A 22353-nucleotide genomic window follows, 5' to 3' on the forward strand; every position below is an offset into this window, starting at 1 on the left:
GCCGCAGGGCGCGCGCGGACCCGGCCCTGGCGTGACGCCCGCCCGGAGCGGGCGTCACGCGTTTGCTCCCCGCTTTACGAAACCGGCGTGGCGGCCGGCGCGCCCGTGCCCGCCGCGCGGCCGTCCACCTCGCGGCGCGGCACGCGGGCCGCGTCCAGGGGCGGCAGCACGTCGTCGGCCACCACGCGAAGGGCGCGGTTGAAGATCACGTCCGACACGCCCTCGGGGATGGCCATCACGTCCAGGTACAGGTCCACGGCCTCGTGCAGCGGCACCTCCTCGGCAAGCGCCTTGCCGAACACGAGCGCGTTCTGCACGTGCGTTTCGAACAGGGCGTCCTCGGCGCGGGCGGCGGCCAGGTTGATGCGCTGGCGCAGGTCGTCCTTGACGCGTCCGCGGATGCGGCGGCGCACGCGCGAGAACACCGCGTCGAAGCGCCCCTCGTCGCTGCCCCGGTCCGACGAGTCATCCAGGTCGCTCTCGTCGTCGGCCAGGTCCAGGTTGAGATCTTCGGCCTCCGTCAGCCCGCTGCGCCGGCCGATGGCCGCCAGCGCGCGGCTGCCCACGTTGCGGGCCTGCTCCGGCGTGAGCCGCAGGATGCGGGCGTAGATGTCGACCGCCGAGTCGAACGGCAGCTCGTCGGTCACCAGGTCCACGAGGGCCAGCACGTGGCGCACGTGGGTGGACAGCAGCCGCTCCTGGCACACGGCGGTGGTCAGGTCCACCTGCCGCTGCATGGCGCGCGAGATCTTACGGGTGAGGGCCACGGGCACTCTCTCCGATGTTCCGGGTGGGCGTCCCGGGCTTCGAGGCCCGGGTGTGTTGTCGGCGGGCGGGAGCAAGTTCCATTCCCGGCCCCGTCGTTTCGCCGCCCCCGCATCCGCCGTGACGCCGTCCGGGCGGAGCCGAAGCCCTGCCGAAGAGGCTGCGGATGCGCCGGCACACGTCCTCCGCCCGCGCCCCCGCTCACGTTCTTCGATGGCCGCGGAAGAAAGCCAGCCCACGCGCGCCACGGACCGGGAACGGTGGCGTTCGCCCCCGAGCGGAGCGACAACGAGGCGGGCGGGCCGTATTCTTCTGCGCCCTCCACCGCGAGTACGCAGGCGTGGAGGACGCGCGGCTGGACGAGAGCTCCACGCTGGCGCCGCGCGTGGATTGGGAACCGCCGGGCGCCCGCGCCGCATCGGACCCGCCCACGCCGGGACCCGCGCGGCTCGCGGCGGACCGGCCAGGCTGGGCCGTTCGCCACGGCGTCCGTGCTCACGGCCGGCAGCGGGACGGGCGCGGATGAGCCGCGGCCGCCGCAGCTGCGCCCGTTCGGCAGCGGAACGCGGGGCGTGCGCGGCGTGCCCGTGAACCTGCCGGGTCCCGCATTCTGACGCTGCGCGACTCCACGGCGTGCGGCGGCGGTGGACTGCGAGAGTCAGATCAACAGCGGAGCGCCGTTCCAGTCATCCGCACTCCACGAACGCAATCGCCCCGGGACACGTGTGGTCCCGGGGCGATCCGTGCGTCGCGGGATCCGCTGACGGACAGGTGGGCGCGGGGGTCGGCGGGTTCCACGCGGCGCTCCGGCCTGAACGCGTCGACGTTGCCCGTCACGTAGCGCTCGTAGAACACGCTACCCACCATGCAAGCGCGACGAGCACGTACACGGGGATGTACACGTACACCCGACGATTGCGACCTTGTAAAGCAGGCGGATGGCCGAATCCGTGGGCATGTCGCAATCAGCGGCCGGGCTGATGCGCCCGACGGTCGGCGGGTCCCATGCGGCGCTCGGGCTTGAACGCGTCGACGTTGCCGTTGACGTAGCGATCGTGAACGACGACGCCCAGGGCCCAGAACGTGGTGATGGCAAGCCCAAGCATGTTGAGCTTGGCGGCCCAGATGAGCACTTCGTAGTACAGGTTCATGGCTGCCTCCTGGTTCGAATCCACTCGGCGACTGTTCCCAGCACGCCCAGCGCGCCGGCCGTCCACATGGAGAAAGTAAACAGATTAGCCTGAAATGCCAACCACTCGGTGCAGTGCTCCCGGACGTCCGGGCTCGTGGAAGAGGGAAACCGTCCGCACACCGCGCCGATTATGCGCGCCGGATCGTTCCGGGCATGATCCACGTACACACCGTACAGGGCAGCCGAGAGGATGGCGCCCAGGAGGAACAGGCCGAACATCGGAACGAGCGCGGCCTTCTCCCGGTCCTGATCTCCCTCCCTGTCGTTGCTGGATGCCAGCGAGGCAAAGATCCCGTCCAGCTGCGATGCGCACACGACGATCGAAAAGAAGAACAGCTCGGGCGAGTTCTGCCATTGACCGGGCGGGATTCCACGCAAGGCTTGCTGCAGGACGAGAAACCCGAACGGCAGCAGGCCCATCCCCACCGTAAAGACGAACCATCGCAGCATCGGGCCCATGGTCTCCCGCGGATCGGCATGAGCGAAGCGCGCAGCGTTGACAACCGAATCTCACCACGTCTCCACACCCACGCAAGTGCTTGCTGATAATTGGTTTGCGACGTGTCTCAACCGGCTTGCAACGCGCATCGAATGCGCCACCGGCGTGCAGCAATTGCCGTAAGTCATTGCGGTGCCGAGTGCACGCAATGCGCACAAAAGGAGCGGGCCGGCATCCCATGGAATGCCGGCCCGCCGCGCGGCCTGTCGCAAGTGCGTTTACACCAGCAGCATGGCGTCGCCGTACGAGTAAAAGCGGTAGCCCCGATGGATGGCCTCGCGGTACGCGCGCATCACCAGCTCGTAGCCGCCGAACGCGCTCACCAGCATCAGCAGGGTGCTGCGGGGGAGGTGAAAGTTGGTGACGAGGTGGTCCACCGCCTTGAAGGGGTACGGCGGGCGGATGAAGATGTCCGTCCATCCCTCGCCCGCGTGCACCACGCCGTCGTCCGTGGCGACGCTCTCCAGCGTGCGCACGACCGTTGTCCCCACGGCCCAGATGGCGCCGCCGGCCGCCCGCGTGGCGTTCAGCGCGTCCGCCGCATCGGCCGAGACGGCGTAGCGCTCGGAGTGCATGCGGTGCTCGGCCGGGTCCTCCGTCTCCACGGGGCGAAAGGTGCCCACGCCCACGTGCAGCACGAGCCGCACGATGCGCACCCCCTTGGCCTCCAGTCCCCGCAGCAGCGCGGGGGTAAAGTGCAGCCCGGCCGTGGGCGCCGCCACGGAGCCGCGCTCGCGGGCGTACACCGTCTGGTACCGTTCGCGGTCCTCCTCTGTCGCCGCGCGCTCCACGTACGGCGGCAAGGGAATCTCGCCGTAGCGGTCCAGCGCCTCCGTCAGCCCCAGGGGTGTGTCCAGGCGGACGATGCGCTCGCCGCCGGGCGTGGACTCCAGGATCTGTACGGACAGCTCCGGGCCGACCTCCACCGTCCGGCCCGGCTTGAGCTTGCCGCCAGGGCGCACGAGCGCCGTCCACACCTTCTCCTGCCCCTCATACGGATTGAGCAGGAGCACTTCCGCCGCGGCGCCCGTCGCCTTGCGGCCCAGCAGGCGCGCGGGAAAGACCCGCGTCTCGTTGAGCACCAGCGCGTCGCCCGTGGGGACGTAGTCCACGAGGTCGGCGAAGCCGCGGTCCGACAGCGAACCCGCCGCGCGGTCCACGACCAGCAGGCGGCTGGCGTCGCGTCGCTCCGCCGGGGCCTGGGCGACCTGCTCCGGCGGGAGGTGAAAGTCGAAGTCCGACGTGACGTAGGTGCGCTCGCTCACGCGTCGAACAGGTTGGGCTGGGCGGGGCGCGGCGGGCTTCCCAGGCCGGGGAGCCCCGTCTGCTGGTCCACGGGGGGCGCGTAGCCAAAGCGGCGGTAGGCCAGCGCCGTGGCCACGCGGCCGCGCGGCGTGCGCATCAGGAATCCGTTCTGGATGAGGAACGGCTCGTACACCTCCTCCAGCGTCCCCGCGTCTTCGCCGATGGCCACGGCGAGCGTGTTCAACCCCACGGGCCCGCCGCCGAACTGCTCGATGATGCTGCGCAGCACGCGCGTATCCATCTCGTCCAGGCCGAACTCGTCCACGTCCAGCATCTGCAGGGCGGCGTCGGCCACGGGGCGGTTGATGTGGCCGTCCGCGCGCACCTGGGCGTAGTCGCGCACGCGGCGCATGAGCCGGTTGGCCACGCGCGGCGTGCCCCGCGAGCGCCGCGCGATCTCCATCGCCCCGTCCTTGTCGCAGCCCACGCCCAGGATCTCGGCCGTGCGCTCCACGATGAAGGCCAGGTGCTCCACGGGGTAGTAGTGCAGCCGCTGCACGATGCCGAAGCGGGCGCGCATGGGCGGCGTAAGCAGGCCAAACCGCGTGGTGGCGCCGATGAGGGTGAACTTTTCCACGGGCATGCTGATCATCTGCGCGTGCGGGCCGTCGCTCAGGCGCACGTCGATCCGCCAGTCCTCCATGGCGGGGTACAGGAACTCCTCGATGATGGGGCGCAGGCGGTGGATCTCGTCGATGAACAGGATGTCGCCCTCGCGCAGCGTGGTGAGCTCGCGCACGAGGTCCGCCGGCTTCTCCAGGACGGGCGCCGCCGTGATCTTGATGTTCACGCCCAGCTCGCGCGCCATCAGCAGGGCCAGCGTGGTCTTGCCCAGCCCCGGCGGGCCGTAGAACAGCGTGTGGTCCAGCGGCTCGCGGCGGTTGCGCGCGGCGTCGATGGCGATCTGCAGCGACTCCTTGACCTTGGGCTGGCCGATGAACTCGGCCAGGCGCTGGGGACGCAGCGAAAGCTCGCTGGTCTCCTCGTCGCCCAGGACGTCGGGCGTGGTGATCTCGGAGCGCGGGGGCTGTGACATCGAGTGTTCCACCAGGGAGTGACAGGGACTGCACTCCCAATGTACGGACTTTGTTCGGCAGATGCCACTCGCGTCGCGCGCCGTCCCCGGAAAGCAGATCGGCCCTCCCCGTGATGGGGAGGGCCGACGTGTATTCGGTCGATCGCGGATCCGCGCGGTCAGGCGGCGGCGATCTTCTCCTGCTCGGCACGCATGGAGGCGTAGCGGGGGCTGGCCACCTTCAGCAGCCAGTCCAGGCCGCACGCCACGCCGGCGGCGATCAGCACCGTCTGCATCCCGTAGGACGAGAACCAGTGCCACGGCCACAGGCCCGCCTGGAGGGCGAACTTGATGGACGACACGGCCTGCGAGATCATCCACCCCAGCGACAGCGAGCCGACGAAGTCGCCGATCGAGCCCGCCGCGACCACGTCGCCCACGAAGTCGCCGATCTCCAGCTGCAGCCACGTGGCCATGGCGATGGCGCCGTACACGCCACCGCCGAACTCCGCGATCTTGGCGGACGCCTGGTTGCGCAGCTCGTTGCGCACGCCGGCGCGCTTCCACCGCACGGCCGCCATGCACCCCGTGGCGAGCAGAAAGACGGGAATCCACTGCGACACGGTGACGCCCGGCACGTGCAGGATGTTCAGCGCCAGCGTGCCACCAAAGGCCATGACGGCGATGGCTCCCGGCGTCCAGCGCCCGTCCGCGGGGGCGGGCTCCAGGCCGGGAACGTTGTCGAAGGGGGTGACGGGCTGCTGCATCGAAAGGACTCCGTTGGGCGACCAGGACCGCGGCGGGATCGTCCATCCCGTTCCGCGCGTGGCGGTGGATACGGGCGATGGCCGCCGCGGGTTTCCGGGCTACTTCATCCGCGCCAGCGCCTCGCGGATCAGGTCCGGGGCGGAAAGGTTGCCCTTCTCCTGGATGGCCGCCCGCACGGCGCGGTCCGCGTCGGACTGCGTGACGCCCAGGGCCGTGAGGGCGCGCAGGGCCTCCTCGGCCGCGGGGGCGCGCTGGCCCAGCGCGGAGGAGGCGAAGGCCAGGTCGTCCAGCTTGCCCGTGAGCTCCAGGACAATGCGCTCGCCCGTCTTCTTGCCCACGCCCGACACGGCCGTCAGCGCCGCCGCGTTGCGTTCGCGCACGGCGCGCACCACCTGCTCGGCCGTGAGCGCCGAGAGCAGTCCCAGCGCCAGCCGGGGCCCCACCATGTTCACGCTCAGCAGGCGCATGAAGACCGTCTTCTCCGTCTCATCCAGGAAGCCGAAGAGCATCACGGCGTCCTCGCGGACGAGCTGGTACGTGCGGATGGTCACCTGCTCGCCCAGCCGCGGCAGCCGCTCGAAGACGGTGGTGGGGATGGCGATCTCGTAGGCCACGCCGCCCGGCGTCATCACCTCCACCCGCTCCAGGTCGCGGACGAGCAGCTCGCCCCGCACGCGCGTGATCAACGGCGGCCTCCGGAAATGCCCAGCATCTTGAGCTTCAGGTCGAGGGGAGCCTTGGCCGTGGGGCCAAAGCCGCGAAAGCAGTGGCACAGCGCGATGGCGATGCCGTCCGCCGCGTCGTGCGGCTTGGGCACCGCGCGCAGCTTGAGGAGCCGCTGCACCATGAGCCCCACCTGGTCCTTGGTGGCGCGGCCGGCGCCCACGACGGCGGACTTGACCTCCGCCGGGGGATACTCGGCCACGCGCAGCCCGCGGAGGGAGGCGGCGAGCAGGATGGCGCCGCGCGCGTGCCCCAGGACCACGGAGGTGCGGGCGTTCTTGGCGTAGAACACCCCCTCCACGGCCATGGCGGCGGGCTGCGTGCGCTCGATCACCTCCAGCACGCCCAGGTGGATGTCGCGCAGGCGGTCGGCCAGCTCGGCGCGGGCGTCCGTGCGGATGACGCCGCACTCCAGCAGCGACACGGCGCCGTCCGCCCCGCGGCGAACGACGCCGTAGCCGGTGACGGCCGTGCCGGGGTCCACGCCCAGCACGGTCGCCCCGGCCGGGCCGCGAGACACCCCCGCGGCGGTGTCCACGGGGATCAGACCTCGGCCAGGCTGTCGGTGTCGACGTCGGCGTTGGTGTACACCTTCTGCACGTCGTCCAGCTCCTCCAGCAGGTCCAGCAGCTTGAGCAGCTGCTCGGCATCGGCGCCCTCCACGCGGATCTCGGTCTTGGGGATCATGGCCAGCTCCGCGTCTTCCCACTCGATGCCGGCGGCGCGCAGGGCGTCCTGCACGGCGTGAAAGTCGCCGACCTCGGTGTAGACCGTGTAGCCATCCTCGCCGCTCTCCACGTCCAGCGCGCCCGCGTCCAGCGCGGCCATCATCACCGTCTCCTCGTCGTGCTTGCCGCCGTCGATGGAGATCTGGCCGCGGCGGTCGAACATCCACGCCACGCTGCCCGTGGTGCCCAGGTTGCCGCCGTTGCGCGACAGCCAGCGGCGGATGTCGGCCACGGTGCGGTTGCCGTTGTCCGTGAGCGACTCGATCATGATGGCCACGCCCGCGGGGCCGTACGCCTCGTAGGTGATCTCCTCGTAGTTCACGCCCTCGAGCTCGCCCGTGCCCTTCTTGATGGCGCGCTCGATGTTCTCGTTGGGCATGTTGACGGACTTGGCCGTGTCGATGGCCAGGCGCAGCCGCGGGTTGCCCGAGGGGTCACCGCCGCCTTCCTTGGCGGCCACGGTGATCTCGCGGATCTTCTTGGTCCAGGTGGCGGCGCGCTTGTTGTCCGTCAGCGCCTTCTTGTGCTTGATCTGCTTCCACTTGCTATGCCCCGCCATCGGACCATCCTCCGCGTGTGTGCGTGTGCCGTTGTGATCGTCGTCCGGAATGCAGCCCACAAATATATGCGCCCGCCCACGTTGCTTCAACGCGGGGGATGCGGATGATGGGCAACGGCCCTCTGATCCGCCCCGAACGCCATCGGGGCGCGCCCTTTGATCCACGGCCCGGACGGGTTTTGTAACGGCCCTATGCAGATTCCGGGGAGGTGATTACGTTCGATTCAGACACTCAACCGGGAGGACGTGATGAGCACGCCCGCGGAAATGATCAGCACCGACGCCCCGTACTTCAGGAAGCTGGAATCGGAGGTGATGAGCCTTCCCGCTCCGCTTCGTGCCCAGCTCGCGGCGGAACTGCTCGACAGCCTGGATGAAGATCCGGGGGACCAGGTCGCGCGCGCCTGGAACGAGGAAGCGCACCGGCGCTGGCTGGCGTACAAGCGAGGAGAGATGGAGGCGATCTCCGAAGAAGACTCCATCGCCGACCTCGAGGAGCGCCTGCGCCGATGCGGCTGAAGGTGCTCGCTCCAGCACAAGCGGACGTCGGCGAAGCAGTTGAGTTCTACGGGAAGATCAGCCTCGATCTCGGCAGGGCGTTCCTGGGCGAGATCAAGCGCGGATACGCGCAGCTCAGACGCGAGCCCCTGATCGGGTCGCCCGTCGAACACCACGAGCGCAAGTACGTGCTCAAGCGCTATCCCTACAATCTGATCTACCGGATCGAGGAGAGCACCATCTTCATCCTCGCCGTCGCGCACCACAGACGAAAACCCGGCTACTGGCGAGAGGAGCCCTAGGTCCACATTTCCGCACGCAAACGGCCCTCTCGTTCAGCGGGAGGGCCGTCGTCGTTCCGGCGGATGACGGACGGTCAGTCCGCGGCCTCGGCGTAGTAGTCGTAATAGTACGAGTACTTGCCGTAGCCTGCCGTCTTCTGGTCGGGATCGTTGAGCACGGCGCCCACGATGCGCGCGCCGATGGCCCGCAGCTGCTGGATGGCGTAGTGCGCGCTCTGCCGCTCCGTCTGCCCGGCGCGCACCACCACCAGCACGGCGTCGGCCTGGGCGGCCAGGATCTCGGCGTCCGCGGCGGCGAGCACGGGGGGCGTGTCCAGCACCACCACGTCGTAGCGCGCGTGGAGCTCGCGCAGCAGGCGGCCCATGTCGGCGCCGCCCAGCAGCTCGCTCACGGCGCCCACCAGGCGGCCGGCGCCCATGACGTGCAGCCCGTCCACGCCCGTGGTCCGCAGGGCCTCGTCCAGGGGCGCCTCGCCCTGCAGCACCTCGGTAAGGCCCGGTGTGCGCGACAGGGCAAAGACGCCGTGCATGCGCGGCCGGCGCAGGTCGGCGTCCAGCAGGGCCACGCGCAGCCCCTGCTGGGCGAACGTCGTGGCCAGGTTGGCGCTGACGGTGGTCTTGCCCTCCGACGCGGCGGGGCTGGTGATCATCAGCGTGCGCGGGGGCTGGCCACCCTGCGAGAAGATCAGGTGCGTGCGCAGCTTGCGGTACGCCTGCGAGCCCACGGAGTGCAGGTCGTTCACCGTCACCAGCGCGTTGCCGCGCTCCTCGGCGCGCTGGGGCAGGCGCGGCAGCAGGCGGGTCCGCAGCCGCTGCAGCCGGTCCGCCGGGCGCAGGGGGTCGCCGATGCGCGGGATGACGGCGATGACGGGCACGTGCAGCGCCGCCTCGGCGTCCTCGCGGCGCACGAGGGCCGTGTTCAACCGGTCCAGGACCAGCGCCCCGCCGCCGCCGATCATCAGCCCCACGAGCAGGGCAAAGAGCAGGCGCCGCCGCCCGCCCGTGCCCACGGGGGTACCGGGGGCCAGCGCCCAGTCCACGATCTCCACCTGGCCGGCCTCGACGGCCTCGTCGATGCGCGCCTCCTGGTGGTCGCGGCGCAGGTCGTCCACGAGCTTTTGCAGCGTCTCCACCTCGCGCGACAGGCGCATCTCCTCCGCCTCGGCGTCCGGCAGCCCGGCGATGGAGGCGGCGTCGGCCGACATCACCTCGTCCAGCACGCCGATCTGCGCGGCCAGGGCGTCGCTGCGGGCCTGCACGGCGCGCACGAGCCGGCCGCGGTAGGTGGAGATGAGCGAGTCCAGCTGCTGCACGTCGGGGTTGGTCCCCGCGCGGGACCAGCGGCCCGTCGTGAGCGAGTCGCGCGACGTCTGGTACTTGATGAGCTGCTGGTACAGGGCCACGATGCCGCCGTTGGTGGCCACCTCGGGCGACGCGGCCAGGGCGGCGATCTGCTCGGAGCCCTCGCGGCCGCGGTCCGTCCGCAGCTCACGTCCCATCTGGTCGTAGATGCCCTTTTCCGTCAGCAGGGCCTGGCGGCGCAGGCGGAACTCGGCCAGCCCCTCCTCCGTCGTCCGGAACTTCTCGCGCGGGCTGAAGGCGCGCACGCCGCGGCGAAAGGCGCTCAGCTGCTGCTGCGCGACAAGGAGCAGCGAGTCGGTGCTGCGCAGCTGCTCCTCGACGAACACGCGGCGCCGGCGCGACTGCGTCTGCGCGCTGCGCATGGACACGGTCTGAAAGCTGGCGGCGGCGGCGTTGGCGGCGCGCTGGGCCACGACGGGGTCGTTGGCCGTAAACTGGATGTCGATGACGTTGGTCATCTCGCGCTGCACGGGCGTCATGGAGCCAATGGCCCACATCTCCGCCGACCGCGCGTCCACCACGTTGAGCCGGGTGGTGGCGTAGCGCGGCGGCCGCGCCTGCACGGTGAGCCGCACGCCCCCCAGGTCCAGCGGCTGTCCGTACTCCGCCTGGGCGGTGCGCGCGCCCATCCGTCCGCGCACGACGGCGCGGGTAAAGGTCAGGCTCAGCGTGTCGCCCGGCCGGGCGGCGGAAGTGACGACGACGTCGCGCAGCAGGCCGAAGGGAAACTCCGGGTCCTCCGGCTTGAGCCGCCCGCCGACCGAATCGACGACCTCCTGGGCCACGGCGCGGCTGCGCAGCACCTGGATCTGCGACAGGATGGGGTCCGTGTACCAGCCGGGAAGCTGGTCCTGCTGCCCGGTGCCGATCTGCCCCGCCATCTCCTGCCGCGCGTTCACCAGCCGCACGGCGCTGGCCGCCGTGTAGCGGGGCGGCTCCTGGCGAATGCGGTACGCGGCAAAGCCCACGGACACCACCACGGCCGTGAGGATGAGCCACAGGTGCCGACGCAGGGCGCCCAGGTACTCGCGCAGGGGAATGCCCTCGCCCGGCGCGGGCTCGGCGGGGTCGGAGCGAAGCAGCGGAAGCTGCGGCGGGAGCGGCGCCGTCTCGGGGACGGGCGGGCGGCGGGGAACGATGTCGGACAAGGTACGGCAGGTGTGGGGGACGTCCTATGCAGGCGGGCGCGCGGGCGGCGCCCGGTCACTCAATCCGGATGCTGGCCCAGGTACCAGTCCACCGTGCGGCGCAGCCCCTCGCGCATGGCCACGCGGGCGCGAAAGCCGAAGCGCTCCAGGGCGCGATGGGTGTCCAGCGAGCGGCGCGGCTGCCCGTCGGGCTTGGCGGGATCAAAGGCCAGCGCGCCCTCGTACCCCACCAGCGCGGCAATGAGCCCCGCCAGCTCGCGGATGCGGATCTCGTTGCCGATTCCCACGTTGACGGGCTCGGCGCCGTCGTAGTGCTCGGCCGCCAGCAGGAGCGCGCGGGCGGCGTCCTCCACGTACAGGAACTCGCGCGAGGCGTTGCCCGTGCCCCACACGGCGAGCGTGGGCTGTCCCGCGCGGCGCGCCTCCACCATGCGGCGGACGAGCGCGGGGATCACGTGCGAGGTGGCCTCGTCGAAGTTGTCGCGGGGGCCGTACAGGTTGGTGGGCAGCAGGTAGATGCCGTTCATCCCGTACTGCTCGCGGTACGCCTGCAGCTGCACGAGAAGCGCCTTCTTGGCGACACCGTACGGGGCGTTGGTCTCCTCGGGGTACCCCGTCCACAGGTCCTCCTCGCGGAAGGGGACGCGGGTGTACTTGGGATAGGCGCACACGGTGCCCACCTGAACGAACTTCTGCACGCCGGCCCGGCGGGCCTCCTCGATCATCATCACGCCCATGAGGGCGTTGGCGTAGAAGAAGCGGCCCGGGGCGGCCCGGTTGGCGCCGATGCCCCCCACCTCCGCGGCCAGGTGCATCACCATCTGCGGGGCAGATTGGGCGAAGACGCGCTCCACGTCCGCCTGGCGGGTGAGGTCGAACTCGGCGCGGCGGGGGACGAACGGGTCCGCGCCCAGGGCCCGGAACTGGTCCACCAGGTGCGAGCCCAGGAAGCCGGAGCCGCCCGTCACCAGCACCCGGCGTCCGCGCCAGAAGCCGGCGGAAGGCTCTCGCTCGGGGTGCGGCTGGGGCGTCGCGGCCGGGGTCGCTTCCGTCATTCGGCTGTGGGCTTGGGAGTCAGAGGATTTTGCGCGGCGGCCTCGCGGTAGGTCGCGAGCGTCTGGGCCACCATGCGCTCCAGGCTGAAGTCGCGGCGCGCCCGTTCGCGGGCACCGCCGCCCAGCCGGCGGCGGGCCTCCGGGGCGTCCAGCAGGTGCCCCAGGGCGCCGGCCAGGGCCTGCACGTCGGCCGGGGGCACGGTGATGCCGCTTTCGCCGTCGCGCGAGACGAACGGAACGCCGCTGTCGATGCGCGTGTTGACCACGGGGAGCCCGGCGGCCATGGCTTCCAGCTGGACGAGGCCGAACGCCTCGCTTCGCGCCACGGCGGGCAGAGCGAAGACGTCCGCCGCGTGGTAGTACGGCGCCACGTCGGGGACGCCGCCGGCGATGGTCACGCGGTCCGCCACCCCCGTCCGCGCCGCGAGCGCGTCCAGCTCCGCGCGCAAGGGGCCATCTCCCAGGATGACGAGGCGGCCGTCCACGCGCTGCATCGCGCGGATAAGGTAGTCGAAACCCTTGTAGTACACCAGTCTACCCACCGCCAGCACCACGCGCGAACCGTACAGGGTGCGCAGCCGCGCCACCTCCTCCGGGTCGGCGGATGCGAACGCGTCCGCGCGGATGCCGAAGGGGACGATGCGCACGCGGTCCGCGTGGCGGCGCAGCACGGGCGAGCTGCGCGCGTAGTCCGGCGAGCTGGCCAGGATGGCGTGCGCGCCGCGCAGAAAGCGGTGCAGCACGGGGTTGAAGATGGCGCCAAGCACGCGCTGGCGGATGATGTCGCTGTGGTACGTGACGATGAGCGGGCCGCGCCGTCCGCTGGCCAGGTACGACAGCACGCCCGTGGGGTTGGGATGGTGGAAGTGCACCACGTCCGCGCGCGAGCGGCGGATGGCCCGCGCCATCCCCGGGTTGATGGACGCGGAGGCGACGTTCGCCACCGTGCCGATGCGCGTGACGGGCACGCCGTCCACGGTCTCGTGCGTCGTCCGGCGATCGTCCGCGGAGACGAGCACCTCCACGTCCACGTCGGCCCGCAGCTCGCGGCACAGCGTCTCGACGTGGCTCTCCATCCCGCCGTGGTGCGGCGGATAGAACTTGCCCACGTGCAGCACGCGCAGGCGCTTCATCGGCCCAAAACCCCAACTGCGAACTGCTTTTTCTCACGCAGAGCCGCAGAGGACGCAGAGTACTTCATCTCCGGAACGAAGTACTCTGCGCCTCTGCGGCTCTGCGTGAGAACTTTTCTGTTGGTCTTGCTCACGATCCCACCTCCGCCAGCACGCGATCGTACACGGCCGCGAGCCCCCGCCCGTACGCCGCGAGGGTAAAGCGCTCGGCGCGGGCGAGGGCCATCCGCCGCGCGTCTTCACGAGCTTCGGCGGATGCGAAGCGAGCCAGCTCGGCGCGCAGGGCCTGGGCCCACGCATCCGCGTCGTCTCCCGTCACGTAGCGCACGGCGGGGCCACCCACCTCGCGAAAGACGGTCAGGTCGGACGCCAGCACGGGCGCGCCGCACGCCATCGCCTCTACCAGCGGCAGCCCGAACCCCTCGCGCTCTGACGGATTGACGACCAGCGCCGCGCGGCGGTAGACGGCCGCGAGCGTCGGCCGGTCCAGGAACGGCAGCTCGATGATGCGATGCGCGATCCCGCGATCCATCGCGATGCGCCGCTGCTCCGCCGTCAGCGGGCCGCCCACGCGCACCATGCGGATGCGCGGATCGTCCGCGACGCGCGCCACCAGCTCCAGCAGCAGGGGGATGCGCTTGCGAGGCACCGTGCTGCCGACGTGGAGGAGGTCGATCGTCTCCGCGGATTCGCCCAGCAGGCGCGCGGCTTCGGCATCGGCGGGGGGATGGGGGGCGGACGTGAAATCCGGGTGCGCGGGGAGCGGGACGGTGCTCACACGGTCCGGCGGCAGCACGCCGGTCGACAGCAACTCGGCATGCACGGCGTCGCTGTCGCAGACGACGTGCGCCGCGCGCTTGAGCCCGCCCAGCACGCGGCTCATCATCCGCCGGAACCAGAACGGACGCGGCTCGCGCTCCGGCTCCAGCAGCGAGCGAAACGCGTCCAGGTCGTGGCAGGTGACGACCGTCCGCTCCGCCGGCAGCACGTTCACCAGGTGCGCGTAGCTGTGGTCGGACACGTGGTAGAGCGCGAAGTCGCCCGCATGGCGCCGCAGCCAGCGGGGATACGCGGCGTGGCGGGCCAGCAGCCGGTCCGCGTTGTGCGCCACGCGCGCGCCGCCCAGCATCCGCCCGAACGGGCGCGGCATCCGCGGGCGCAGCAGCGTGGGCGCGTGCCGCGTGTGGTCGCGCAGCGCGTCCACCGTCAGCTCGGCGACGAGGTCCATGCTGGGCCAGGCTTCTTCCACGTAATCCGCCACCACGGCGACGCTCAGCGCGGGGCGCACGTCATCCACACCTGGCTGTTCAGCAGCCCGCCCAGCGCGTTCACGGGGGAAAAGCGCACGTCGCGCAGGTCGAAGTCGCGTCGCAGCCGCTCCGCCAGCACGCGCCAGTTGAAGCCCTTGTGGCCGTGGTAGCGGTTGGGCGAGCCGTCCGGAAAGCGCGTCTCGTACACGGGGCGGTCGATGGTCGTCCCCGCGCCGGCAAAGAGCATCCGCGCCAGCTCGCCGGGCGCGTACCGCTCGCGGTCCTGGTATCCGCTCACGCCGCGCAGCCCCGCCGCGGCGCGCGCCGCCGTCTTTACCAGCAGCGCGGCGCCCGTCTCCACGGGGACGCTGACGATCACCACGCCGTCGCGCGCCACCAGCCGCCGCAGCTCGCGGATCACGCCCTCCGCCACCTCCGCCGTGCAGTGCTCCAGCACCTCCATGCACGTCACCACGCCAAAGCCGCCATCGGGGAGCGCGGGAACGTCGGCCGTGTGGATGAAGCGCGGCCCCCCCGCCGTCCCGAAGCGTCCGCGCGCGTCGTCCACGAGCGCGGGATCGATCTCCGCGCCCACGCTGTCGGGAAAGAGGTCGCGGACGAGGGCCAGGAAGGTGCCGTCGCCACAGCCGTAGTCCAGCAGGGGACGGCCGGCGTACGGCTGCACCACGCGCCGCGCCGCGTGAAAACGCCGCGCGTGGCTCCACCCGATGAGACCGCGCCCAAAGAGCTGCTTGCGCGCGTACTCGCCGGAGCGAAGGGGATCGGCGGGAGGTGGGGTGGCCGGATCAGGCACGGGCTGCGCGTGTGAGGGACGTGGTTCCAACGAGGCCACAAGCAACGGGGATCGGCGCCGCTACGCAAGCCCGAACGAGCGTTCGGACAGGTCTTGACGCGATCCGGGATTCTTCACAACTTTTTCCGCCGCAGTTTTCGCAACCTTCACCGGAGCAACACGATGGCCTCTCGTACGCGCAAGCTCAAGCTCGAAATCGAGGACCTGAACGTCGACTCGTTCCGCACGACCGCGCCCGCGAAGGGCCGAGCCGGCACTGTGCACGGCCACGTGGCGGAGCAGGAGAAGGATGCCGACGCCGGCACCACGTACTGGTACACGGTCTGGATCTACTACGAGACGCAGTACGAGACCTGCGGCCACTCCTGCAACGGCAGCTGCGGCGGGACCGACTGCTGGGTCTGAGCCACACCCCGGGCGCCGCTTCCTGCGAGGGAGCGGCGCCCGCTGTTTTCTCCCCCTCCGCTGGTTCCTCGTCGTACCACTCGAAGGTGGCCAGGCTCACGCCGGAGCGAATGAATTCGCCGCTGGAACGGCACGAAGTCCGCCTGCGCGGACTGCCCCAGAGGCGGCAGCCTGAGTACACCTTCTCCAACTCTCCGCCAAACGGCTGAAGGCATTCGCTGCCTGCTACGGAAGCTGTGCCCTTCCGCACGAGGGCCGCGGTGCAGTCCACGAAGGTGGACTTTGCGAATTTCCAGCGGCGAATTCATTCGCTCCGGCTGGGATTCCGCGACATCTACGAGGCCGATTGGTCCACCAAACTTCGGAAAAATTCCAGGTGCCGGCGCGCGACGACAGTCAGCGCGTACTCGGCCTCCACGCGGGCCAGACCGCGCGCGGCGTAATCGGCGCGCTTGGCGTCGTCCGCGAGCAGTGATTCCAGCGCGCGGGTCCAGGCGGCGACGTCGTCCTCCGCGCAGACCAGGCCAGCGTCGGTGATGACGTGCGGGATCTCGCCGCTGTCGCTGCCGATGACGGGCACGCCGCACGCCATCGCCTCCGTGAGCATGCGGCCCAGCTGCTCGCGCCAGCGCGGCGTGGTCCGGCTGGGCGCGCAGAGCACGTCCATGGCGTTCAGGTAGCGCGGCACGTCCCCGTGCCCCACGCCCGTCACGATCCGCACGCGGTCGCCATGCCGCGCGGCCCACGACCGCAGCGCGCCCTCCATCGGCCCACCGCCCACGAACAGCGCGCGCCACGGCTCCGCGGCACCATCCAGCGCCCGCATCAGCGTCTCCAGCCCCTTCTCCGGGACGAAGCGGCCTAGGTAGCCCACGATGGGGGGACCCGCATCCGCCCAACCCAGCTCCGTCCGCGTTTGCGCGCCGGAATCCGCATCCGGCCGGAAAAGCGCGGTGTCCACGCCGGGCGCGATCACGCGGTGCGGCGTCGTCGCGTAGCCCGGGCGGCGACGCAGGGCGTCCTCCACCGTCCGCCCGAACGCGATCCACCCGTCCGCGCGGCCCATGGCGAAGCGCTCCGTCCAGCGGAACGGCGGCGGATAGCGCTTGGGCAGGTTCTGGAAGCTGGCGAAGACGAGCTTCGTCCCCGGCGGCGTCCAGCCCGCCACCTGCGCCCCCGCGAGGACGAACGGCTCTTCCCAGCAGTGCACCACGTCCCACCCGCGCCGCAGCAGCGCGCGCAGGCCTCGACCGTACGTCATCGTGTGGATGCGGCGCGCGCCGCGGACCGTCAGCGGCTCCACGCGCTCGCCGGGCAGCGGATCGAGCCGAATGGGACCCAGGTCGCCCGGGAATGCGCCGGGCGCGGCGCTCGTCACCTTCCACGCGTCTCCGCCGACGTCCGCCAGGGCGCGGGCCAGCGCGCGGTTGGTGCCCACGACGTATGAGTGCCCCAGCGTGAGCAGGCGGAGGGGGCGGCTCACGACGGCCCGTCCGGTGGATGGTACGGCGGCGACGCGGCCAGCTCCCGCCACGCGCGCAGCGTTTGCCAGCGCACGGCCCGCCGCTCGCGCGCGATGCGCGGCAGGGCGCCCGCCACCGCGCCCACGATGCGCCGAAAGCCGCCGGGGTCTTCCCCGCCCCAGTGCCGGCGCATGGGGAAATAGCGCCACAGCCGCACGGGCGCCGAGGCGACCGCCATCGGCAGCGGCTCGTTGAGCAGCGCGGAAAGGACGTCGTTGCGCACCGTGAGGTACAGAAAGCGCCGCGCGTCCCGTCCTCCGGCGTCCGCCAAGTGCGCGATGGGGGCGTCCGGCAGGTAGACGATGTGGTGCCCGGCGTCCAGCAGCCGCAGCGAAAGCTCGCGCTCCTCGCCCATGATCTCCAGCAGCTCGCGGTACCCTCCCACGGCCAGCAGCGCGTCCCGCCGCACCATGTGCCCAAAGCCGATGAACGTCCGCACGAGCGACGGCCGCGTGGAAGGGGACGGCTGCGCGCCGGCTGGGTACAGTACGCCGTCCGCGTCCGACTGCGGGTACGCGACGGCCGCCACGGACGGGTCCCGCGCCAGCACGTCCATCCCCGCGCGGGCGGCGTCCGCCGAAAGGAGCGCCGCGTCGTCGTCCAGGTACAGGATCCACGGCGTCCGCGCCTCCGCCGCGATGCGGTTGCGCCCGGCCGAAACGCCGCGCCCCCGCTCGAAGCGGATCACCGTCAGCCGTGGGGGCGCGTCCGCCCCGAGCGCCTCGCGCAGCCCGGGCTCCACGGGCGGTTCGCTGCCGTCGTCCACGACGATCACGCGGTCCGTGACGGCGTCCGCGTGGCGCAGGGAACGCAGGCAGCGCAGCAGCGCGTCGCGCCGTCCGCGCGTGCAGATGCCGATGGTGAGCGGGCGGTCGATGGGCGCGAGGTCGGTCACCAGCGGCGCGGAACGGGGGAGTGCGGACGGGCGACGAGCCGGCACAGCATAGGCCGCAGGCGCGCGTGGGCGCAACGGGCGCGGCGCCGCACGCGGAATCCGCGTCCGTCATCCGCAACTGGCTTCTCCCATTTCCGGACGCGGCGTTAGATTGGGATGTGCAATCCGGACCACCTCGTTCGTTACAGTTGCATCGAGCCCCTTCCCCCGCGCGTTTCTTCGAGAGATTCCACGAGCCATGCGCCTTCGCTCCCTCCTGCTCGCCGCGCCCATGATGCTGGCGCTGGCCGCCTGCGACGGCGGCCCCGAGACCCCGCCCGAGCCCACGGGCGGCAACTTCGACGCCCTGCTGCAGGGCCCCACGTCTTCCGAATCCGCCGCGCTCGTGGAGCTGACGGGTTCCGGCATCGAGGACGTGCAGTCCAACGGCCCCGCCATCGTAGCCAGCAGCCCCGTCACCGGGGGCCGGCGCGTGGTGGTGGTGCGGACGGCGCCCGGCGCCATCGGCTTCCGCGTGCGCGTGGCACCCGGCAACACCGCGCCCACGGCCCGCGTCGTGGAGCTGGCGGACGCGGACGACCAGCTGCGCGCGTCGCTCGCGGGCTACCAGGTCACCCTCACGCGGGCGGCTGCCCAATGAGCGCCCGCACCTGGATCGCGGCCGGCGCGCTGGCCGCCCTGGCGTCCGTGCCCGCGGGGGCGCAGGACATCGAGATGACGTCGCGGGTGACGGGCCGCCCGCTGCCGCCCGGCTACTACGCGCGCGTGCGCCAGGACCCCGGCTTTTTCGAGCTGCGTCGCGGGTGGATGCACCGCGGCCAGGCGGAGGGGATGCAGTCCGCCACCTTCGCGCCCGGGGACGGTCCGCAGCACGTCGTCCTGCCCAACCGCGGCAACCTGCGGATGGTGGTGGTGATGGCGCAGTTCTCCGACTCGCCGCAGCCGCCGGTGGGCACGAGCGTGGTCGCGGACCAGCTCTTTGGCCCCAACCCGCTGGGCAACCTCACGCAGTTCTACCGCGAGATCAGCGGCGGACAGGTGAACCTCACGGGAACGGTGCTGCCGTGGGTGCGCACGGACATTCCGCGGGTGCAGGCCGTGGGCACCTCCATGGGCCTGGGCGACGACGCCGACATGGGCGCCTACCTGCGCGACGCCGTGGCCAAGCTGGACCCCACGACCAACTTCGCGCAGTACGACAACGACGGCCCCGACGGCATCGCCAACAGCGGCGACGACGACGGCTACGTGGACGTGACGGTGTTCCAGTTCGGCGAGATCGCGGCGTCGTGCGGCGGGCCGGGCGTGTGGCCGCACCGCTCCGCCATCCGCGGCTGGACGGGCCAGGCGTACCGCACCGACGACCTGCGCCCCAACGGCCAGCCCGTGCTCGTGGACGACTACATCATCCAGAGCGCCGTGGACTGCGACGGCCAGCCGCAGAACATCGCCACCATCGCGCACGAGACGGGGCACGCGTTCGGCCTGCCGGACTTCTACGACGCCACGGCCGGCATCCTTCCCCAGCAGCGCCGCTGGGTGCTGGGCTGCTGGACGCTCATGGCTGCCGGGTCGTGGGGCTGCGGCGACGGCTCCACATTCGGCAAGGTGACCACGCCCACGCACATGGGCGCGTACGAAAAGCTGTCGCTGGGCTGGGTGCAGCGCACCACCTCGCAGGCGGGGTGGCGGCGCGAGTACCTGCTGGACCCCGTGCAGACGAGCGGGCGCGTGCTGCAGGTGCCCCTGCGCGGCAACCAGGAGTACCTGCTGCTGGAGTATCGTCCGCAGACGGGCTTTGACGCGGGGCTGCCCCTGGGCGGCGTGCTGGTGTACCACGTACAGCCGGACCTGCCCCTGCGCCCCTGCGCCACCTGCCAGCGCATCTACCGCGTGTCGCTGGTGGAGGCCGACGGCGACGGCGCGCTGATCCGCACGGCGGACGAGGGCGGCAACCGTGGTGTGGCGGGCGACGTCTTCGCCGGCAGCCGCACGCTGGGCCCCACGACCACGCCGGCGCTGCTGCTGAACTCCGGCGCGCGCGCCGACGTGCTGCTGGAGATGGACATGGTCGGCGGCCAGGCGCGCATCCGCGTGTCGACCCTGCCCGTGCTGGATCGCGGGGTGCTGCTGCAGCCCTTCCTGGCGACGACGGGAACGGCGCCGTCCGCGACGGATGGCGAGGCGCTGGACGCGTTCGGCAACCGCAACGGCCGCTACGACGTGGGCGACCTGGCCGCGTACGTAAAGACGCGCCCCAACGCCCTCTCCGAGTTCGGCGCCGCCGCCGCGGGGCTGATGCGGACGGAGGAGTAGCGGCGCGAAGACGCGACGGCGGGGAGATCGAGGCAGGCGCGTCGGCCCCCAGCCCCGGGCGATTGAAATCGCGGCTCCGAAAACGTGATGTCGGCCTTCGCCGACGGGTCCCGGCAGGGGCGAGTGCCGTGGATACAGGCGGGCTCCGCGCGGTTGATTCGCGCGGAGCCCGCGTCGTTCGGCGCAGTTCTCCCCCTCCCCCGCGAAGCGGGGGAGGGGGGAGGGGGCCCTCCGCGCGCGAGAGACAGTCCGCCACCGTGCACGATCGCCGTCCTTCAGCCGAAACGGCCGCGACCCCAGCGGGATCGCGGCCGTCTCGTATGAGAACCGGCGCGAGGGCCGGAGGTCAGGCGAACGTATTGGTGACGACGGTGCTCTTGATGATCTTGCCGTTGCGCACCACGGCGTAGCCCGTCTGCTTCCCCTGCTTTTTCCAGGTGTTGGACGGGTTGGCGAACGCCCACAGCTCGTCGCCCTCCTGGAGCTCCGCGCGAAGCTTGTCCCATTCGCGTCGGATGCGCAGGCCCGCCATCTCCGGCAGGTTGCGGTGCTCCGCCGTGGGGCGGTTGCCGGCCCGCTCCGTCAGCCACTCGGTGGGAATCTTGGCCATGCGCTCCCGCGGGTGGATAGGGACGGTGCGGTCAGTCCTCGACGACGCGCGTCGCCGGCGTGCGCTGGTCGTCGCACACCAGGTCGATGGCCTCGAGGAGAAGCTCCTCGCTCAGGCGGGGGTAAAAGCTGCGGGCACGCTCTTCGATCTCCGCGCGCGTCGATCCCGGGCGCGAGGCGCCGCGGATGGCCTGCACGCGCGCGTCCCGCAGGAGCTTCGCGGTCTGCTCCTCGCGCCGTTTGCGCGCCGCCGCCATTTCCGCAGCCAGATCCACTGTCGACATTCGGACTCCCGGGGAAGGTGATCAACTTCTGCTGCTATAAGATAACACCCCGCGCCACCCCCCGCCCGGTTCATCGCATCCACCCGCCTGCCTCCGTCCGCCATCACCCGGAAAAAGACGGCACAAACTCTTGCTGCACAACACTGCAACGCAGGCGAGACATCCCGTCTCGTGCCACGGAAAGTCCGTCTCCCGGATGATGCAGGTCGCCTCGTCCGGCCCGGTGCTCGACGGCCGCGGGCGGACGGGTTGCGCTTTGGCCCTCGCTCCCCGTGATCGGAGTCCACACGCGGATTGTCGCTCCGGTCCGGACAATTCCCGCCACCGATAGCCGCCCCCGCCCGCGCCGACAAGCATCCTGTGCGGCATCCCCGCGCGACCCCTATATTCGCCGCGCCAAGCAGGATTTTGCGAGCTCGGCGTAGCGCTGTCATTCTGAGGCCGGCGCGGCGTCCCACCATCCCGTGCACGGAACGGTCGCGCCGGCCGAAGAATCTGGTTGCCCGCGCCTCGGGCTCCGCGACGCGTTCCACGCGTCGGGATCCCGGTACGGCAGGTGCTGGGCGGATGAGCTTCATTTCCGATCGTCAGCCTGGGTCATTCGGCATTACGCGCACCCTGCGGGATGAGAGTCGCTCCCGGTCCAACCTCCCCCAGGGGTTGGGGGAGGTGGGCGAGAGAGGGCGCTCGCGAGGGCCTGTCACACGCCCAGGACCCGTCCTGCGCCAACCACGCAATTCGAAATCTGATGAAGCGCATCATCCCGCTTTTCGCGCTGGCGCTGCTGGCCGCGTGCGGCGGAGCAGATCGAGGCGGCGACACAGCGAAGGCGGGCTCGGCCGCGGCGGGCGGCGAGGTGCTCGTCTTCGCGGCGGCCAGCCTGCGCGAGGCCATGGACGAGCTGGGGGCGGCGTTCCAGCGCGAATCCGGCACGCACGTCGTCTTCAACTTCGCGGGCAGCAACGACCTGGCACACCAGGTGGGCGCGGCGCGGGGGATGGACCTGTTCCTGAGCGCCAGCGAGGCGTGGATGGACACCGTCCAGAACGCCGGCCGCCTCATCCCCGGCACGCGCCGCGACCTGCTGGGCAACACGCTCGTGATCGTCGCCAACGCGCGCGACACGTCCACGCTGGCGGAGCCGTGCGCGCTGGCCTCCCTGCCCTTCCGCAACCTGGCGCTGGGCGACCCGGAGGCGGTGCCGG

26 protein-coding genes are annotated in these 22353 nt (G+C 71.4%); 7 read left to right on the top strand and 19 right to left on the bottom strand.

The genetic code is table 11. The features are described from left to right. Positions 1-74: 74 nt before the first annotated feature. On the bottom strand, positions 75-767 hold the full coding sequence (locus VFZ20_RS01130) for a hypothetical protein (protein ID WP_329681969.1): 693 nt from the start codon (positions 765-767) through the stop codon (positions 75-77). 338 nt (positions 768-1105) lie between these two features. Here VFZ20_RS01130 and VFZ20_RS01135 point away from each other — a divergent pair, with 338 nt between their 5' ends. Beyond that, entirely contained in the window at positions 1106-1291 is a 186-nt protein-coding gene (locus VFZ20_RS01135) for a hypothetical protein (protein WP_329681970.1), read from the top strand. A gap of 439 nt (positions 1292-1730) precedes the next feature. Here VFZ20_RS01135 and VFZ20_RS01140 read toward each other — a convergent pair whose 3' ends face one another. From VFZ20_RS01140 to VFZ20_RS01175, 8 genes are all read right to left on the bottom strand, one after another. Beyond that, positions 1731-1916: a hypothetical protein gene (locus tag VFZ20_RS01140; RefSeq protein WP_329681971.1), complete on the bottom strand. Its 186-nt coding sequence runs from the start codon at positions 1914-1916 to the stop codon at positions 1731-1733. Continuing rightward, positions 1913-2416 carry a hypothetical protein gene (locus VFZ20_RS01145; RefSeq protein WP_329681972.1) on the bottom strand — a complete coding sequence of 168 codons (504 nt, stop codon included), beginning with the start codon at positions 2414-2416 and terminating at the stop codon, positions 1913-1915. Before VFZ20_RS01145 ends, VFZ20_RS01140 begins: the two co-directional genes overlap by 4 nt. A gap of 258 nt (positions 2417-2674) precedes the next feature. Then, on the bottom strand, positions 2675-3721 hold the full coding sequence (queA, locus tag VFZ20_RS01150) for a tRNA preQ1(34) S-adenosylmethionine ribosyltransferase-isomerase QueA (protein ID WP_329681973.1): 1047 nt from the start codon (positions 3719-3721) through the stop codon (positions 2675-2677). Further along, positions 3718-4797, bottom strand: a complete 1080-nt coding sequence (ruvB, locus tag VFZ20_RS01155) for a Holliday junction branch migration DNA helicase RuvB (protein ID WP_329681974.1) — start codon at positions 4795-4797, stop codon at positions 3718-3720. Before ruvB ends, queA begins: the two co-directional genes overlap by 4 nt. A gap of 158 nt (positions 4798-4955) precedes the next feature. Beyond that, on the bottom strand, positions 4956-5543 hold the full coding sequence (locus VFZ20_RS01160) for a hypothetical protein (RefSeq protein ID WP_329681975.1): 588 nt from the start codon (positions 5541-5543) through the stop codon (positions 4956-4958). Between the two features lie 99 nt (positions 5544-5642). Continuing rightward, a complete protein-coding gene (ruvA, locus tag VFZ20_RS01165) occupies positions 5643-6230 on the bottom strand; it encodes a Holliday junction branch migration protein RuvA (protein WP_329681976.1) in 588 nt (195 codons plus the stop codon). Continuing rightward, positions 6227-6805, bottom strand: coding sequence for a crossover junction endodeoxyribonuclease RuvC (ruvC, locus tag VFZ20_RS01170; protein ID WP_329681977.1), 579 nt, complete (start codon positions 6803-6805; stop codon positions 6227-6229). Before ruvC ends, ruvA begins: the two co-directional genes overlap by 4 nt. Before the next feature lie 5 nt (positions 6806-6810). Beyond that, positions 6811-7554: a YebC/PmpR family DNA-binding transcriptional regulator gene (locus VFZ20_RS01175; RefSeq protein ID WP_329681978.1), complete on the bottom strand. Its 744-nt coding sequence runs from the start codon at positions 7552-7554 to the stop codon at positions 6811-6813. A gap of 249 nt (positions 7555-7803) precedes the next feature. On the opposite strand from VFZ20_RS01175, the gene VFZ20_RS01180 reads away from it, so the two are divergent. Both VFZ20_RS01180 and VFZ20_RS01185 read left to right on the top strand, forming a co-directional pair. After that, positions 7804-8073 (top strand): addiction module protein, encoded by a 270-nt coding sequence (locus tag VFZ20_RS01180; RefSeq protein WP_329681979.1) that lies wholly within the window; start codon positions 7804-7806, stop codon positions 8071-8073. Beyond that, positions 8064-8354: a type II toxin-antitoxin system RelE/ParE family toxin gene (locus tag VFZ20_RS01185; protein WP_329681980.1), complete on the top strand. Its 291-nt coding sequence runs from the start codon at positions 8064-8066 to the stop codon at positions 8352-8354. Before VFZ20_RS01180 ends, VFZ20_RS01185 begins: the two co-directional genes overlap by 10 nt. Positions 8355-8428: 74 nt before the next feature. On the opposite strand, the gene VFZ20_RS01190 is transcribed toward VFZ20_RS01185, so the two are convergent. The 6 genes from VFZ20_RS01190 to VFZ20_RS01215 are packed head-to-tail and all read right to left on the bottom strand — an operon-like array spanning position 8429 to position 15116. Next, positions 8429-10864, bottom strand: coding sequence for a polysaccharide biosynthesis tyrosine autokinase (locus VFZ20_RS01190; RefSeq protein WP_329681981.1), 2436 nt, complete (start codon positions 10862-10864; stop codon positions 8429-8431). Positions 10865-10923: 59 nt separating this feature from the next. Continuing rightward, entirely contained in the window at positions 10924-11919 is a 996-nt protein-coding gene (locus VFZ20_RS01195; protein ID WP_329681982.1) for a GDP-L-fucose synthase, read from the bottom strand. After that, positions 11916-13052, bottom strand: coding sequence for a glycosyltransferase (locus VFZ20_RS01200; RefSeq protein WP_329681983.1), 1137 nt, complete (start codon positions 13050-13052; stop codon positions 11916-11918). The genes VFZ20_RS01195 and VFZ20_RS01200 overlap by 4 nt, the downstream gene beginning before the upstream one ends. Further along, a complete protein-coding gene (locus tag VFZ20_RS01205; protein ID WP_329681984.1) occupies positions 13049-13186 on the bottom strand; it encodes a hypothetical protein in 138 nt (45 codons plus the stop codon). The genes VFZ20_RS01200 and VFZ20_RS01205 overlap by 4 nt, the downstream gene beginning before the upstream one ends. Continuing rightward, positions 13183-14349, bottom strand: coding sequence for a glycosyltransferase family 1 protein (locus VFZ20_RS01210; RefSeq protein WP_329681985.1), 1167 nt, complete (start codon positions 14347-14349; stop codon positions 13183-13185). The genes VFZ20_RS01205 and VFZ20_RS01210 overlap by 4 nt, the downstream gene beginning before the upstream one ends. Then, entirely contained in the window at positions 14325-15116 is a 792-nt protein-coding gene (locus VFZ20_RS01215; RefSeq protein ID WP_329681986.1) for a class I SAM-dependent methyltransferase, read from the bottom strand. The genes VFZ20_RS01210 and VFZ20_RS01215 overlap by 25 nt, the downstream gene beginning before the upstream one ends. A gap of 162 nt (positions 15117-15278) precedes the next feature. On the opposite strand from VFZ20_RS01215, the gene VFZ20_RS01220 reads away from it, so the two are divergent. Continuing rightward, positions 15279-15521, top strand: a complete 243-nt coding sequence (locus VFZ20_RS01220) for a hypothetical protein (protein WP_329681987.1) — start codon at positions 15279-15281, stop codon at positions 15519-15521. Positions 15522-15855: 334 nt separating this feature from the next. On the opposite strand, the gene VFZ20_RS01225 is transcribed toward VFZ20_RS01220, so the two are convergent. Together VFZ20_RS01225 and VFZ20_RS01230 are read right to left on the bottom strand one after the other, a co-directional pair. After that, a complete protein-coding gene (locus VFZ20_RS01225; protein WP_329681988.1) occupies positions 15856-17004 on the bottom strand; it encodes a glycosyltransferase family 4 protein in 1149 nt (382 codons plus the stop codon). Further along, complete coding sequence (locus tag VFZ20_RS01230) at positions 17001-17939, bottom strand: glycosyltransferase family 2 protein (protein ID WP_329681989.1); 939 nt, start codon at positions 17937-17939, stop codon at positions 17001-17003. The genes VFZ20_RS01225 and VFZ20_RS01230 overlap by 4 nt, the downstream gene beginning before the upstream one ends. Before the next feature lie 238 nt (positions 17940-18177). On the opposite strand from VFZ20_RS01230, the gene VFZ20_RS01235 reads away from it, so the two are divergent. Next, entirely contained in the window at positions 18178-18579 is a 402-nt protein-coding gene (locus VFZ20_RS01235; RefSeq protein WP_329681990.1) for a hypothetical protein, read from the top strand. Further along, positions 18576-20255: a M6 family metalloprotease domain-containing protein gene (locus VFZ20_RS01240; RefSeq protein ID WP_329681991.1), complete on the top strand. Its 1680-nt coding sequence runs from the start codon at positions 18576-18578 to the stop codon at positions 20253-20255. Before VFZ20_RS01235 ends, VFZ20_RS01240 begins: the two co-directional genes overlap by 4 nt. 346 nt (positions 20256-20601) lie before the next feature. Here the strand turns inward: VFZ20_RS01240 and VFZ20_RS01245 are convergent, their stop codons facing one another. Further along, on the bottom strand, positions 20602-20865 hold the full coding sequence (locus tag VFZ20_RS01245) for a hypothetical protein (protein ID WP_329681992.1): 264 nt from the start codon (positions 20863-20865) through the stop codon (positions 20602-20604). 31 nt (positions 20866-20896) lie between these two features. After that, positions 20897-21139, bottom strand: a complete 243-nt coding sequence (locus VFZ20_RS01250) for a hypothetical protein (RefSeq protein WP_329681993.1) — start codon at positions 21137-21139, stop codon at positions 20897-20899. A 757-nt stretch (positions 21140-21896) separates the two neighbouring features. On the opposite strand from VFZ20_RS01250, the gene modA reads away from it, so the two are divergent. Beyond that, on the top strand, positions 21897-22353 hold a 457-nt coding region (modA, locus tag VFZ20_RS01255; RefSeq protein ID WP_329681994.1), incomplete at its 3' end, for a molybdate ABC transporter substrate-binding protein.

It is taken from the genome of Longimicrobium sp., assembly GCF_036280135.1.
Taxonomy (GTDB): Bacteria; Gemmatimonadota; Gemmatimonadetes; order Longimicrobiales; family Longimicrobiaceae; genus Longimicrobium.

Coding starts and splice junctions, on each gene's coding strand:
- VFZ20_RS01140 (WP_329681971.1), bottom strand. CDS start 1,916: ATGAACCTGTACTACGAAGTGCTCATCTGGGCCGCCAAGCTCAACATG.
- VFZ20_RS01145 (WP_329681972.1), bottom strand. CDS start 2,416: ATGGGCCCGATGCTGCGATGGTTCGTCTTTACGGTGGGGATGGGCCTG.
- ruvB (WP_329681974.1), bottom strand. CDS start 4,797: ATGTCACAGCCCCCGCGCTCCGAGATCACCACGCCCGACGTCCTGGGC.
- VFZ20_RS01160 (WP_329681975.1), bottom strand. CDS start 5,543: ATGCAGCAGCCCGTCACCCCCTTCGACAACGTTCCCGGCCTGGAGCCC.
- VFZ20_RS01175 (WP_329681978.1), bottom strand. CDS start 7,554: ATGGCGGGGCATAGCAAGTGGAAGCAGATCAAGCACAAGAAGGCGCTG.
- VFZ20_RS01180 (WP_329681979.1), top strand. CDS start 7,804: ATGAGCACGCCCGCGGAAATGATCAGCACCGACGCCCCGTACTTCAGG.
- VFZ20_RS01185 (WP_329681980.1), top strand. CDS start 8,064: ATGCGGCTGAAGGTGCTCGCTCCAGCACAAGCGGACGTCGGCGAAGCA.
- VFZ20_RS01195 (WP_329681982.1), bottom strand. CDS start 11,919: ATGACGGAAGCGACCCCGGCCGCGACGCCCCAGCCGCACCCCGAGCGA.
- VFZ20_RS01200 (WP_329681983.1), bottom strand. CDS start 13,052: ATGAAGCGCCTGCGCGTGCTGCACGTGGGCAAGTTCTATCCGCCGCAC.
- VFZ20_RS01220 (WP_329681987.1), top strand. CDS start 15,279: ATGGCCTCTCGTACGCGCAAGCTCAAGCTCGAAATCGAGGACCTGAAC.
- VFZ20_RS01235 (WP_329681990.1), top strand. CDS start 18,178: ATGCGCCTTCGCTCCCTCCTGCTCGCCGCGCCCATGATGCTGGCGCTG.
- VFZ20_RS01240 (WP_329681991.1), top strand. CDS start 18,576: ATGAGCGCCCGCACCTGGATCGCGGCCGGCGCGCTGGCCGCCCTGGCG.
- VFZ20_RS01245 (WP_329681992.1), bottom strand. CDS start 20,865: ATGGCCAAGATTCCCACCGAGTGGCTGACGGAGCGGGCCGGCAACCGC.